This is a genomic window from Methanothermobacter sp. (assembly GCF_030055435.1).
Lineage (GTDB): Archaea > Methanobacteriota > Methanobacteria > Methanobacteriales > Methanothermobacteraceae > Methanothermobacter.
Genome location: NZ_JASFYG010000002.1, coordinates 112,780 through 126,537, shown reverse-complemented (window position 1 = coordinate 126,537; position 13,758 = coordinate 112,780). Strand labels below are relative to the sequence as shown.

Below are 13,758 nucleotides of genomic sequence, written 5' to 3'. Positions count from 1 at the left end.
GTTATCATGACCCGATGTATTCCATCAGACGATCTATCTCATGATTTTTCCCTATACCAAGGATTATATCACCCTCTTTGAATACATAATCCCTGGGTGGGTCTATTATGAGTTCATTACCCCGTCCCACACCGATTACTATCACACCAGTCCTCTCATGGATGTCCGCTTCAAGGACCGAAATGCCCTCAATGGGACTTTCAGGGGGTACTGGAACTTCAACCATTCTCCGTGTAGATTCCTCTGCAAGAACGTCCTGTACAAACATTGCCTCATAGCCATCATCGATACTCTTTGACATAAGCCTGCCTGATATAACAAATGGTGAGATTACCTGGTCGGCGCCGGCCATCCGGATCTGCTCGATGTTCTCATAGCGTTCGGCCTCGGCTATTATCCTCACACTGGAGTCAATTTTCCTTATCCCCAGTATACAGTGTATTGTCTCTGAATCAGACTCCATGTCAACTATAACTGCCCTTGCACCCTTTACATTGGCCTTTTCAAGGTCAGATATCCTTGTTGGGTCTCCATGCACAAAGTTGGCACCATTCTTGAGGACAGTCTTCCTGACACCCTCATCATCAGCGAGCACAAAGACCTCGCTTCCACCGAGTTCCCTCAGGCACTCCAGTGTGCTCTCACTCCACCCACATATAACCACATGTTTTGATTTAACCACGTCTATCAGCCCCATAAGCCTCATCTGCTGTCTCTTTATCAGGAATTCAAGGAGTGTCTCAACTGCAATGGCAAATGTCCCTATACCCAGGACTATGAGGGTCACGGTGAAGTACATCCCCAGTGGTGTTGATGGGCTGTAGTCTCCATAACCCACGGTCCCTATGGTTACAAAGGTCCAGTAGAATGAGACCGTCCATGATTCACCCTCAATGAAGTGGAATCCAAGGGTTCCATAGGTGATGACCCCCGCTGCAAGGAGGAATATCCGTGCAGCAGGTACCCTCATAACCCGTGGTAGGTGTTTCCTTATTATCTCAACTATGAGCACCATATTACCCTGCCCTTTATGGGGTTCCACGCCTTGTGAAGAATATGTAGGCCAGGACCATCCCAACAATCAGAACAATCACAATAGCTGCAAGAAGCCACCAGCTACCGGAGCCCCCATCATCGTCATCATCGTCAAGATCTGTTTTGAGCTTCTTTGATGAACCCTTAAATCCGCTGAATCCACCCCTCTTGATTTTGGGTTTCATGGGATCTGAGTCTTGTGCAGCGCATGCTTCAATGGCGCCGGCAATAAATACCATTAAAAGCAAAAGTGCAATCCATCTCATTAAGGCACCTCCTCTGCAATACGTTTCTAATTTGCATTATTAAAAAATTTCTGAAAGATTCTGATACCAGATGAGGATTAAGTTCCCGGTCCCATGTCTGAAAATATCTGATCAACCAAGCCTTCTCTGAATTAACTTCCTCGCCTCATCTGTAAGGAAAACCAGTGGAGCAAATAGGATGATCATCAGCCATTCAACCGGTTTCAGTGGCTGTGTCCCGAAAACCGGCTGCAGTGGGGGCAGGTATATGACCATCAGCATCACAATGACTGCGAATATCATGCCAGCGGGTACCCACCTGTTCCTCAGAAGCCCCACTTTCAGTGCTGAGGAGCGGGTGGTCTGTGATGAGAGGAGATTGCCCATCTGGGCCATCACTATACCTGCAAAGACCACAGTTGTGGCCCTTAGGTAGAGGGGGTCATCTGCAGGGAGGCTCTGGCCTGGCACCCATCCTCCCCCTGAGAGCACAAGGAAGTATGCCATCATCACAAGGAATGCCTCAATGGATCCTGTGAACAGGTACCCCCTGAGGAGGACCTCGAGGTTAAGTAGTCTCTCCTTAACCGGTCTTGGCGGCCTCTGCATCACATCAGATTCAGGTGGGGATCTTCCCAGAGCAAGGGCAGGCAGTGTATCGGTACCGAGGTCTATTGCAAGTATCTGCATTATTGTTATGGGTAGGGGTATTCCAAAGAGCACCATGAGGACGAAGGGAACTATCTCTGCGGTTTCATGTGAAAATATGTAGGTTATGAATTTTCTTATGTTCTCATATACCGTCCTGCCCTCCCTCACCGCAGTTACAATGCTTGCAAAGTTGTCATCGGCGAGTACTATGTCAGCGGCCTCCTTTGCAACGTCGGTGCCGCTACCCATTGCAACGCCAATATCCGCCTTCCTGAGGGCAGGGGCATCATTTACCCCATCACCTGTCATTGCAACTATCTCCTCGGCGCCCTCAAGGACCGATGCTATCCTCATCTTGTGTTCAGGGACTGCCCGGGCAAATATTATGTTCTCCTCCTCAGAAAGTATCCTTAAAAGTTCAGGGTCTTCCATTTCATCCAGTTCCCTTCCCTTTATCACCCTGTAGCTATCGCCCTCTATTATTCCAAGTTCCTTTGCTATGGCTGCGGCTGTTAGACCGTAATCCCCGGTTATCATTATTATCCTTATACCTGCAGTTCTGCACTGCCTCACAGCCTCCTTCACACCCTCCCTAGGCGGGTCATGCATTGCAGCCATTCCAACCAGTGTCAGTTCCCTTTCAACATTCTCCGGTGTGTAATCCTCAAGGTCCTCCGGGAGTTCCCTGTAAGCGAATGCAAGTACCCTGAGACCCTCAGAGGCCATTCTGTCATGTATTTCTATGATCTTCCTTTTTTCATCATCATCCAGTGGTCTGGGTCTCCCATCAACTGATATCCTCTCTGATAAATCTATTATCTTTTTCGGGGCTCCCTTTACGTAGGCCACCCTTTTACCTGATTTTTGATGGATTGAGGTCATCGACTTTCGCTTTGAATCAAAGGGAAGCTCCATTACCCTGGGCATCCTCTCAAGTTCACCCTCAAGGTCAAAGCCTATCTTCTCTGCAGCCACAAGTAGTGCGCCCTCTGTTGTGTCCCCAATCACGTGCCAGCCCTTTTCGTCTCTAACAAGTTTTGCATCGTTGCAGAATGACGCCGCCCTCATTAAGAGTCTTATCTCCCTTACCTCCCGGTGGGTTACGGGGTTTCCGTTGCAGAGGAATTCCCCCTCTGGCCTGTAGCCTGAACCTGTGACCTCCACGACCCTGTAGGGTATCCAGATCTTCCTTACTGTCATCTCACCCCTTGTGAGGGTCCCGGTCTTATCTGTGCAGATTATTGTTGTGGATCCCAGTGTCTCCACACTGGAGAGTCTCTTCACAAGGGCGTTCTCCCTGGCCATCTTCCTTGCTGATGCTGCAAGCGCCAGTGTTACGCTTGGTAGAAGGCCCTCAGGTACATTTGCAACCATGAGCCCTATTGCAAAGATGAGCGCAGTCTCGAGGGGGAGTTTAACAATGTAGAGGTTGACTGCAAAAAGAACAATGCCCATTGAAACTGCGAGAATGCTTATGATACTGGCAGCCCGGGATATCTGCCTCTGAAGTGGGCTTGGCTCCTCTCGCACTTCCTGTGTAAGGGATGCTATCCTGCTGAATTCTGTATCCCCTCCTGTTGCAAATACTATGGCCCTTCCTGTCCCTGATACCACCTGTGTACCTGCAAATACGATGTTATCGATATCTATGTAATTATCGAATTTTTCAACTGGATGCGACACCTTTCTGACAGGTTTTGATTCGCCTGTAAGGGTGGATGCGTCAATCTTGAGCTGGCTTGATTCAACAAGCCTTGCATCTGCCGGAACCGTGTCACCCTCCTCAAGAAGGATCAGATCCCCAGGAACCACCTCAGCCGCAGGGATAACAGTTTCATTTGAGCCCCTCAGAACCTTAACCATAACCGGCAGAATATCCTTCAGGGCCTCTGCAGCCTTCTCGGCCTCATATTCCTGCCAGAAACTGAAAACCGCGTTTATGATTATTACAAGTACAATCGCAACTGCAAGCTGGGTGTTGCCTGTGATGAGCGACAGGGCAGCTGATACCCAGAGGAGGATCGCCAGTACATTGTAAAGGTTGGATAGAAAGACAAGTATGTGTGGTTTACCCCTGACCTCCTCAAGTTCGTTGGGACCATATTTCTTAAGGCGCCTTTCAGCCTCAGGGGGGTCAAGGCCAGAGGGTGACGTCTCAAGCCTCCTGAAAACCTCTTCCTCATGAAGCTCGTGTATACCCCCCATCGTCCTCACCATCAATTACACTTGAAATGTACCACTCAATTTAATAAATTTCAGTAATATCATGGTTTCCAGCCACATATTTATTCGCGCAGCAAATACCACGACACTTACACTTGAAACTGACCACCCATGTTATTAACTTTATGTAATACTATCTGCCGCATATTATGCTTATTATGTCCCCGTCCTCAAGTTCATGGTCCGCAGCAACCCTCATCCCCCTCCTTGCATCCACGGCGTGCATGAAGGAGTCCCCGATCTCGGTGTGTATCATGTAGGCGAGGTCCCTGGGGCCTGAACCACGGGGCACCAGGAGTGCGTCGGGGAGAACGTTACCCCTCTGGTCAGTGTAGTGGTGTTCGTCCTCAACCGGGAAGACAACTATCATGTCCAGGAGATCAAATACCGCCCTGTTGATTGCCTCCTGGACACCGGTGCTTCCATAGACCTCAAGGACGTTTTCACGGATATAATCAAGGGCCGCTCTCTGCCTGTCGTTGAGCCCTGATCCATCAATGATCTCAAAGTCCCCTGCTCCCGGTGTGTAATTAATAAGTCCGGCCTCTGATGCCCTCCTTAGGGCAATTTCAGCCTCTGCAGATGCCGGCACCACGTATGGGTAGGAATCCATGAGGCGTTCAATGTTTTTCCGCGCCTCTGGAATGTCTGCCTTGTTTGCAACTATCAGCATTGGCTTCGCTATCCTGAGGAGTTCATCGAGAAATTCCAGGAGTTCATCCTTACCCCAGGAGTAGATATCTGCCTCCACCTTCCTTGAGGCCTCGATGATATCCTCTGGAGTTATCCCTGTACCTGAGAGTTGTTCATGGATTATGCGATTCATATCAAGCTTCTCTGATGCTGCCTTCCTTAAAAGTCGGTCCCAGTTCTTCTCAAGGATGCCATAGAGCCACATGGTTATTTCATCCTCAAGGAACTGCACATCCTCCAGAGGGTCATGGCTCCCTGGCTCAACAGGCCTTCCCTCCTCATCTGTCGAACCTGATGCATCTATTACATGCAGAAATGCCCTGGCCTGTCTGAGGTCATCCAGGAACTTATTTCCAAGACCTCTTCCCTCATGGGCCCCCGGGACAAGACCCGCCACGTCGATGAGTTCCACCGGGATCAGTCTGGTGCCATCAATGCATCGTGAGTTTTTGGGGTTGCACTGAACTCCAAGCTCCTGACAGGGACATCTGCAGGATGCATAGGCAACTGCATGATTGGCGTCGATTGTGGTGAAGGGGTATGATGCCACCTCCGCTTCAGAAAGTGTGGCTGCATTGAAGAAGGATGATTTTCCAACATTGGGTTTTCCTGTGACTGCAATCTGAATCATTGTTACCACATTAATAAATGGTCATGAAACAATTATATATGTTGGTCCTGAATAAGATCCAGTGAAACTGAATTCACAGGTTTGGATGGTCATGGTGCTCTATATAGTGGGGATAGGTCCCGGTTCATCTGATTATATCACACCTGCCGCAGCTGTCGCTGTGAAGAATTCTGATACTGTATTTGGGAGTAAAAGGGCCCTTGAACTGTTTCCTGATGTGAATGAAGCTATCGTGCTGGGTGCTGGGGATATGAATGAAAAGCTTGAAATGGCAGCCGGGCTTGCAATTTCACGTAAGGTGTCGGTGCTCTCAACAGGTGACCCCGGGTTTTCAGGTGTTCTGAAACCAATTAAGAGGATAATATCAGAAAAGAAGCTTGATGTTGAAGTCCAGGTTATCCCCGGTGTGAGTTCCGTGCAGCTCTGCGCTGCAAGGCTACTTATACCCTGGGATGATGCTGACATAGTCACGTTTCACGGGCGCGACGAGGAGGACATGGTGGATATCATTAATAACGGAAGGCCGACAATAATTCTCCCATCAAGGACACCCTCTGAGACCGCCAGGTTCCTTATTGAAAGTGGTGTGAATCCAGAAAGGTGTGTTGCTGTCTGTGAAAGACTCAGCTACCCTGATGAAAGGGTTGTTGAAGTGAAACTAAGGGAACTGCTGGAATCTGAATTCAGTTACATGTCAATAATAGTCTTAATTTAGCGAAAACTTCTGAACTACGTCAAAGTTTTAATCCATACAAATTTTTTCACATATGATATCTGTTGCCTGTCTTCTCAACTATTGCGTTATCGATTAGGGGTACTGTTCTCTCAGAGCCAAGAACAGTTACATATGAAGAGGGACCTCTGAATATACCCCACACAATAACCTCCTCATTTTCATAGAAGGCCTGGAAATCGCCTTCAACCATTATATCTCTGTCATAATCTAGTGTCTCTCCAAATTCATCCCGGGTCGTCTGGCAGATCCTCATTGTTCCATCCTGCGAATCAATAACATAAGCCCTTATCCTCACTGGAGTCCCCTCTTTTATAGAGTTACTGTATAGTTCAGCGGCTGAAACTTCAATCGCCTTTTCTTTGATTTCTGTGGGGTCATATTCGGGTGAAGAAAACCCTGCAAGAACTATTAGAATAAATGAAATGCAACAAATCCCTGCGATCTGTAAATTTCTGTTTTTAGTTATTTTATCTGATAGGGAACCACCGATTCTCCTGAGGGAGCCGCCACACTTACATTCATATTCATCAAGCCTTTCCCCGGCTTGAAGTTCGAATTCATATGTCCTGCCACATTCAGTGCAACGAGCCTTCATGACAACACCCCTTATTCACTATTTAATAATAGACATGGATAAATTTATATTTTTCGTGAATATGCAGCTAAACGTTAGATAAATTAGAATGAAAGGTGAGTAAGAGTTATCTAATTCAAAAATAATTTAATAATATAAAAAATGATTATTTTAATAATAATCGGCCTTATCGTCGCTTTTTGATTCTTATATAAATTCCCCGTGTTTTTCTAAATGAACAAGGCAAAATCCACACATTCCCCGTGTTTTTCTAAATGAACAAAGCAAAATTTAAATGTTATTATCAAAATTAAAACGTAAACTATATTCATTATAAGTAAAATATAAAATGTAATGTTTTTGGGAGGTGATAATCATTGATCCATATAAAAAGTTTTCTGCTCTGATCTGCGGCTTCCTTCTCATGCTCGTCCTTCAGGGCTCAGCCTTTGCTGAATCAAATTACACCATGGACTACTCAACCTACCTCGGTGGTGATGTGGTTGATGAGGCACGTGACGTTTACGTTGATGAATCCGGATACATCTATGTAACCGGTTCAACGCATGTCAGTGGATCCAAGAACGTCTTCGTGGCCAGATTCAACACATCAAGACAGATCATATACTACATGAACTTCGGCGGACCTGGGGACGACTGGGGACACAGGATAATAGCAGATGCAGATGGATACGCCTATGTTGCGGGCGAAATAAGTAGAGATGGTGTCGAGAGTAAGGATGCGTTCTTGGCACGAATAGACCCCCTCGGTAAACTCGAAGGGATCAAATATATCGGTGGATCTAAGTATGACGTTGCAAAGGGTCTTGCAATGGACGGCTTGGGAAACCTCTATGTGAGTGGCTACACCATCTCAGAGGACCTTCAGGTGACAGATGACGCTTACCAGAAAAACAATAAGGGTGGTTATGATGCATTCATCGCCAAACTTGACCAGAACCTCACCGTTACCTACCTCAGCTACCTTGGAGGGTCCTGGGACGACTACTGCCAGGGACTTGCCCTTGACAAGAACGGGAACATCTACTTTGCAGGGTACACCTACTCTGATGATTTTCCAGTAACCTTCGATGCGGTTTTACAGTATAAGAGGGGTACGAATGATATCTTCATATCAAGATTCACACCACAGATGAGCTTTGACTACTCAACCTACCTTGGAGGCTCAGGACAGGACATGTGCCACGCCATTACCTCCTATGGTGGTCTCATATACGTTGCAGGTAAAACAAACTCCACGGACTTCCCCATAACCCCTGTGAGTGCATACCAGAGGACAAAGAAGGGTCTTTCTGATGGATTCATCGCTGCATTCGATGGTGAGGAAGTGACATACTCAACCTACTTCGGTGGAAGCGGTGATGACGCAGTATATGGAATTGCAGCAGACAAGTATGGGAACCTTTACCTGACAGGTACAACATCCTCATCTGACTTCCCCCTCACAGATGGAGCATTTGACAGGTCACTGAATGGTGTGGATGCCTTTATCACAAAATTCAGCACCCCGCGAAGTGTCCTCTACAGCTCCTATCTCGGGGGTATAGAAGCGGATCAGGGTTATGCTGTTGCTGTTGACCCCTACCAGAATGTCTATGTTGCAGGAAAGACCTGGTCAAACAATTTCCCTGTAACATCGGATGCCATCAAAATGAAACTCACAGGACTATCAGATGGTTTCCTCACAAGGTTCACACCCTTCTTCATAAGTAACCTCAGTGTAACACCGGTAAATGGAACAGCACCCCTATCAATTACAGTTAACGGTAAAATCACCAACTACGGGGATGCCAGCGGATGGTACCGCCTCGGGCTCTACGTTAACGGATACGAGGTCTTATGGCAGTGGATAGAGGTGGCCTCAAAAGCAACAAGGGACTTCAGCTTCGAATACCTTCTCAGGAGCAGCAGGACATATTCTGTTACCGTGAACAACTTCCAGCCATTCACTGTAAGGGCATTCAGCGGGCCGCTCATAATCCCTGAAAATCTCACAGTACTGCCACGGGCCGGCACAGAACCCCTCAGGGTTAACGTGACTGCTGATATTGTGAACTACGGTGATCTACCTGACACATACACAGCTGGCCTCTACATCGATGGAATCCTCATTAATAGCACGGTTGTGACTGTTGATGCAAAATCAAGGGTCAGAGTATCCTTCAACAGCATCCTTGGCGCCGGTGTGCATGAAATAACCATCAATGACCTTGAACCCCTCACCGTCAATGTGATGGAAGGTGAAAAGTTCCTTGTAGACGGTTTCAGGCTGACACCGGAAAGTGGTCTTGCACCACTGAGTGTGATGGTCACTGCGAATATCACCAACATAGATTCAAGGACGAGGAGTTACACGGCTATAATATATGTCAACGGAGAGGAGGTCAGTTCACACACCTTAAATGTTCCAGGCGGAAGTACACTACCATTCTCCACCATGGTAACACTTCCAGAAAGTGGAATCTATACAATATCACTCAACAACGCCACTTCAGGTACAGTCAGGGTCCTCAGTGCAGCCAGCTTCACCCTCACCAATGTAACAGTAACGCCACTTGAGGGTAAGTCACCCCTGAATGTCACCGTGAACGCCACAGTAAGGAACCAGGGAGACCTTCCAGGTGATTTCACCGTCACCGTCTACCTTGACGGTGTCGCATGGGACAGCAGGACGGTTACCGTCCCGGGAAGGTCAAGTGTTAAGGTTTCAATTAAGAACCAGATCATTGTCCCTGGTGAGTACAACATCCGTGTTAACTCGGGTGAAGAGATCAAAATCAGGGTGCTTGACCCTGACCCTGTATTTGGAGGCTTCAGTGTTACTCCCGTAACAGGAGTTGGTGCACTGAACGTCACAGCACTCCTTAATGTTACAAACCCCTATGATATGGTCATAGGTTTCACAGCAAGGCTTCATGTCAACAACCAAACTGTGCAGGAGAACACAGTAAGCCTCAGCCCCGGTGAGACAAGGGAAATCTCAATGAAAACAACACTGTTACCCGGAAACTACAGTGTTGGAATCAACGGATTCGCAAGGAATGTCAGGGTTCTTAAACCGGCGAATATAACCGCCTCAGATTTAATCGTCACCCCCACATCAGGATTCAGTCCCCTTGACCTTGCAGCATCCGCTAAACTCAGAAATACTGGGGAGGTTGATGGAGAGTACACCGCAACCCTCTACATAAATGGTGCAGCTGTTGATACAAGAACCGTGACAGTTCCCGCAGGCGGAACATCTCAGGTCAGGTTCAACCACACCCTTAATGCTCCAGGGACATACCTTACTGGCATAGGGGCACTTGCACCTGTAACCGTGAGGGTACTCAATGAACCATTAGTCTCAAACCTCAACGTAACTCCAAGTTCAGGTGTTTCACCGCTCATATTCAACGTGACAGCGAAAATCAGCACCAATGAGGCTGGAAGCGGCAACTACACCGCAAGGCTCTACATAGACGGAGTGAATGTTCAGAATAAGACAGTGCAGCTTAGCGGCCCCGGCTCCTCCACGGTGATCTTCAGGGTGGAGCTCGGTGAACCTGGAACCCATGACGTCACAGTTAATGGCCTTGCACCGGTGACTGTGAGGGTCCTGAGACCCGCCACATTCATAGTGGACAAGCTGATGGTTTCACCACACGAGGGGGTTCTTCCCCTAAGCATTGAGGCATCTGCAAGGATCTTCAATGTGGGTGACGTTCCAGGCAACTACACCGCAAGGCTTTACATAGACGGGGTACCGGTTGCATCAAGGACCGTGAACGTGGCTGCCTCTGGAGAGACCACCGTAACGTTCAGATACACCATAACACAGCGGGGCAACCATACCGTTACCATTGACACGCTACCCGCTGCAAACATCAATGCACTGAAACCTGCCACACTTGAAATAGGGTCCCTCAATGTAACACCATCCAGTGCCGTGGGATCAGCCACTGTGGAGGTTGAGGCAGAAATCCAGAACACCGGTGACGTTGAAGGTAGCTTTACAATTCCAGTGTACCTCAACGGCAACCTCATAGGTACTTACACGGTGAGGGTGGGGCCTCATGAGGGTGCGGTGCTGAGATTCCAGAGGTACATCTCATCTCCAGGTGTATACACATTCAGCATCAACAACCTGAAAACCGCAACCGTTTACGTGAACCCCCCAAAAAGGACCTACAGATTCACATTCAAAAACACAGGAAGTTACACTACAACGGTGACCTACTATGCCACAGTTTACTCATCAGACGGTTCAAAACTTGCATACAAAACCTACAAATTTACACTGAAACCCGGAGGATCCTACACTGCAACCATCGGCTACTACCCCTATGATGCAAGAATCGTTACAACAAGGAAGATCTACAACCCAAGCAGGTACACAAGGACCATAAGGTTATCTGAGACCTTCAGGGCGGATACACTTTCAGCAACCCTCAGCCACACAAAGACAATCAGGGGTTACAGTTACGTCTACATAACCAGGACATTCAGGACGGTTGATACGCGAATAACCGTAACCTGATTTTTATTTTATTTTTTTTTGAAAAGCAATTACTTCTATATGAATAACCGTGCTGATTAATAGAAAAAGCGCTTATCTATTAAAATAGTTAAAAATAAAGGTTTTATTCGAACATCTTCCTCATACATCTTCTTATGGTACCCTCTGCCGCCTTTCCACCCATGAGGTTCTTGAGTTCCTTTGCAAGGGCCTGGGCTGCAACGAGATCCGTGTGCTTGATCTCACCCTTATTTATCCACTGGATAACCTCATCATCAAGGTCAGAGAGTGTGTTAATTGCAGCATCCAGTTCCTCCTGCTCCTCAAGGAGGTGCATTGACCTTGCACTTCTCACAAGGAGCTCAGGATTCATTGCCTTGAGCATTCCATTAACACCTGATGTTTCAACAAGGGATGCTATTGTCTGGAGTGTCATGAGGATCTGCTTCTCAACCATCTCCACAGGTGCCTTGATTATCTGGGTACCGACGTAGTAGTAGTCAAGGACACCTGACAGTGTTACGGCAGTTACAAGGGACCCCATATCAGCAACTGCGCTTGATACGTCTGCAGGTACAACGTAGGGTGTCTTACCACAGCTTTCTGCGAGTTCAACGCATCTTGAGATCTGTTCATCGGTGGCTATGTCCAGCTCACTGCTTGAGTGTCCGCCTATGACGTAGTGGCCGTGCTGTGGTGTTCCAGGGACAGCTGCAGGGTGCATTGATGCTATACCCAGATCCTGACGGTCTCTTCGAAGTTCCCTTTCAAGGACGTAGTATAGGACCACTGGGGATACTGTACAGGTGTTTGCTATCACAGCACCCTCTGGAAGGTGCTTTGTTATATCCTTGGCTATATCAAATGTTTTTTTACCGAATGGCGTGAATAGAACTGCTATTTCTGCTTCACTGGCTGCCTCAGCATCGTTATCTGTCACTGTTACACCTGCATCTTCAACAACCTTCCAGTGTGCATCATCCAGCATCTCCCTTGCTGGCTCTGCTAGCACAACATCATGACCTGCCTCTGCAAATTCAATTGCCATCCTGCTTCCACCGTAGGGTGCCTCGCCCCCGTATTTTTCAGGCAAATTCAGCTGGTCCACATAAAGTTTCTGATTACCCGCGCCATAAACTGCAACTTTCATAGTGCTCACCTAACATTAATATATTGTTAAGTAATTTGAAGGAATATTATAAATTTTGGCATTTGATTTTTTAAAAAAAATAAGGCATTATATCATTCCAAAACGAATTTAAGACATTAATATTGCCTTAAAATCGGATATATAATGAATTAAAAATTTTAATAATTTTTAAACCCATAAAAGCAGTTTTATGTAAAAATAATGGCGTTTGAGGTTAATTAATTTTTAATATTATAAACCCCAAACGTATTATATTCCATCAGCTGACTCAGGTTCGCCATAAAGCTGCCTGGCAATTTTCTCAAGGGTCTCGATACCCTTGGCCTCCTCCTTGAGTAGTGGAACCTCTGCGACCACCTTGTCACTGAACTTCTCACGTATCTGCTTCAGCCTCTCCTGCTGCAGTTTCCTCCTTGCATTGCAGAACTCACAATCACTGTCCTCTGGCAGTACCTGGTTGACTATGATACCATCTACATGTATGCTGTATTTCTCAAGGGCCTTCATTGCCCTCTCAGACTCATATATGGACATCTCCTCAGGGATCACAACCATCTTGAAGGAGGTCCTTTCAGGGTCTGACATGACCTCCCTTGCAGCGTTTATCTGCTTCTTGGTGGCCTCCATGTCCTGGAGGGCCCTGTCCTCCTCTTCCTCGTCACCCATGAATGGGAGTATGTTCTTGAAGGCCTTTGCCATGGTGCCGATTTGTCTCCTTATCTTGATCATCTTCCCAACCCATGAGTCCATGAGTTCAGGGAATGAGAGCAGACGGAGTGTGTGGCCTGTGGGTGCAGTGTCAAATATCACGATATCGTACTCATCGGTTGTCATGTACCTGAGAAACTGGTCGAAGGCCGCTGCCTCATCGATACCCGGCGACATCGACGCCATGTCCATCTGTTCCTGGAGCATCTCAAGTCCCATTCCAGGGTTCATTGACGCCTGTTCCCTCAGCTTAGCCTGGTACTCCTCCATTGCAACCTCAGGGTCTATCTCAACCGCGTAGAGGTTGTCTGTTATCAGGGTTGGTGTATGACCTATCTCCCTTTCAAGGGAATCTGAAAGTGAGTGTGCAGGGTCGGTTGAGATAACCAGTGTCTTCTTACCTGATCTGGCCATCCAGAGTGCTGTCGCGGCGGATATGGTTGTTTTACCAACCCCTCCCTTTCCGCCTATGAACACGAATGTTGTTTTTCCCTTATTGAACTTGAAAAGATCCTTAAATGCCATTGTACTCCTCCTGTAAGAATCCGTGATGCTGATGAACACCTTTGCATGTTACCTTACATTGATTTATA

Annotated in this window: 9 protein-coding genes; 2 read left to right on the top strand and 7 right to left on the bottom strand. The window is 47.3% G+C overall.

What is annotated here, in order from left to right; genetic code table 11:
- Nucleotides 1-4: 4 nt before the first annotated feature.
- From QFX30_RS02425 to QFX30_RS02410, 4 genes are all read right to left on the bottom strand, one after another.
- Nucleotides 5-1,015, bottom strand: coding sequence for a potassium channel protein (locus tag QFX30_RS02425; protein ID WP_300487732.1), 1,011 nt, complete (start codon nt 1,013-1,015; stop codon nt 5-7).
- Nucleotides 1,016-1,028: 13 nt separating this feature from the next.
- The gene (locus tag QFX30_RS02420) at nt 1,029-1,301 is read right to left on the bottom strand and encodes a hypothetical protein (protein WP_300487729.1); all 273 of its coding nucleotides are present in this window, start codon (nt 1,299-1,301) and stop codon (nt 1,029-1,031) included.
- A gap of 111 nt (nt 1,302-1,412) precedes the next feature.
- Nucleotides 1,413-4,148 (bottom strand): cation-transporting P-type ATPase, encoded by a 2,736-nt coding sequence (locus QFX30_RS02415; protein WP_300487726.1) that lies wholly within the window; start codon nt 4,146-4,148, stop codon nt 1,413-1,415.
- A 139-nt stretch (nt 4,149-4,287) separates the two neighbouring features.
- On the bottom strand, nt 4,288-5,478 hold the full coding sequence (locus QFX30_RS02410) for a redox-regulated ATPase YchF (RefSeq protein WP_300487723.1): 1,191 nt from the start codon (nt 5,476-5,478) through the stop codon (nt 4,288-4,290).
- An 85-nt stretch (nt 5,479-5,563) separates the two neighbouring features.
- On the opposite strand from QFX30_RS02410, the gene QFX30_RS02405 reads away from it, so the two are divergent.
- A complete protein-coding gene (locus tag QFX30_RS02405; RefSeq protein WP_300488230.1) occupies nt 5,564-6,193 on the top strand; it encodes a cobalt-precorrin-7 (C(5))-methyltransferase in 630 nt (209 codons plus the stop codon).
- A gap of 46 nt (nt 6,194-6,239) precedes the next feature.
- On the opposite strand, the gene QFX30_RS02400 is transcribed toward QFX30_RS02405, so the two are convergent.
- A complete protein-coding gene (locus QFX30_RS02400) occupies nt 6,240-6,809 on the bottom strand; it encodes a hypothetical protein (RefSeq protein ID WP_300487720.1) in 570 nt (189 codons plus the stop codon).
- A 403-nt stretch (nt 6,810-7,212) separates the two neighbouring features.
- On the opposite strand from QFX30_RS02400, the gene QFX30_RS02395 reads away from it, so the two are divergent.
- Nucleotides 7,213-11,328, top strand: a complete 4,116-nt coding sequence (locus QFX30_RS02395; protein WP_300487717.1) for an SBBP repeat-containing protein — start codon at nt 7,213-7,215, stop codon at nt 11,326-11,328.
- Between the two features lie 103 nt (nt 11,329-11,431).
- Here the strand turns inward: QFX30_RS02395 and QFX30_RS02390 are convergent, their stop codons facing one another.
- Nucleotides 11,432-12,457 carry a H(2)-dependent methylenetetrahydromethanopterin dehydrogenase-related protein gene (locus QFX30_RS02390; protein ID WP_300487713.1) on the bottom strand — a complete coding sequence of 342 codons (1,026 nt, stop codon included), beginning with the start codon at nt 12,455-12,457 and terminating at the stop codon, nt 11,432-11,434.
- Nucleotides 12,458-12,706: 249 nt separating this feature from the next.
- Nucleotides 12,707-13,690, bottom strand: a complete 984-nt coding sequence (locus QFX30_RS02385) for a TRC40/GET3/ArsA family transport-energizing ATPase (RefSeq protein WP_300487711.1) — start codon at nt 13,688-13,690, stop codon at nt 12,707-12,709.
- Nucleotides 13,691-13,758: the final 68 nt, after the last annotated feature.

Excerpts from the sequence above, each read along its gene's own strand:
- QFX30_RS02425 (WP_300487732.1), bottom strand. The coding sequence starts at position 1,015 with ATGGTGCTCATAGTTGAGATAATAAGGAAACACCTACCACGGGTTATG.
- QFX30_RS02420 (WP_300487729.1), bottom strand. The coding sequence starts at position 1,301 with ATGAGATGGATTGCACTTTTGCTTTTAATGGTATTTATTGCCGGCGCC.
- QFX30_RS02415 (WP_300487726.1), bottom strand. The coding sequence starts at position 4,148 with ATGGTGAGGACGATGGGGGGTATACACGAGCTTCATGAGGAAGAGGTT.
- QFX30_RS02410 (WP_300487723.1), bottom strand. The coding sequence starts at position 5,478 with ATGATTCAGATTGCAGTCACAGGAAAACCCAATGTTGGAAAATCATCC.
- QFX30_RS02405 (WP_300488230.1), top strand. The coding sequence starts at position 5,564 with ATGGTCATGGTGCTCTATATAGTGGGGATAGGTCCCGGTTCATCTGAT.
- QFX30_RS02400 (WP_300487720.1), bottom strand. The coding sequence starts at position 6,809 with ATGAAGGCTCGTTGCACTGAATGTGGCAGGACATATGAATTCGAACTT.
- QFX30_RS02395 (WP_300487717.1), top strand. The coding sequence starts at position 7,213 with ATGCTCGTCCTTCAGGGCTCAGCCTTTGCTGAATCAAATTACACCATG.
- QFX30_RS02390 (WP_300487713.1), bottom strand. The coding sequence starts at position 12,457 with ATGAAAGTTGCAGTTTATGGCGCGGGTAATCAGAAACTTTATGTGGAC.
- QFX30_RS02385 (WP_300487711.1), bottom strand. The coding sequence starts at position 13,690 with ATGGCATTTAAGGATCTTTTCAAGTTCAATAAGGGAAAAACAACATTC.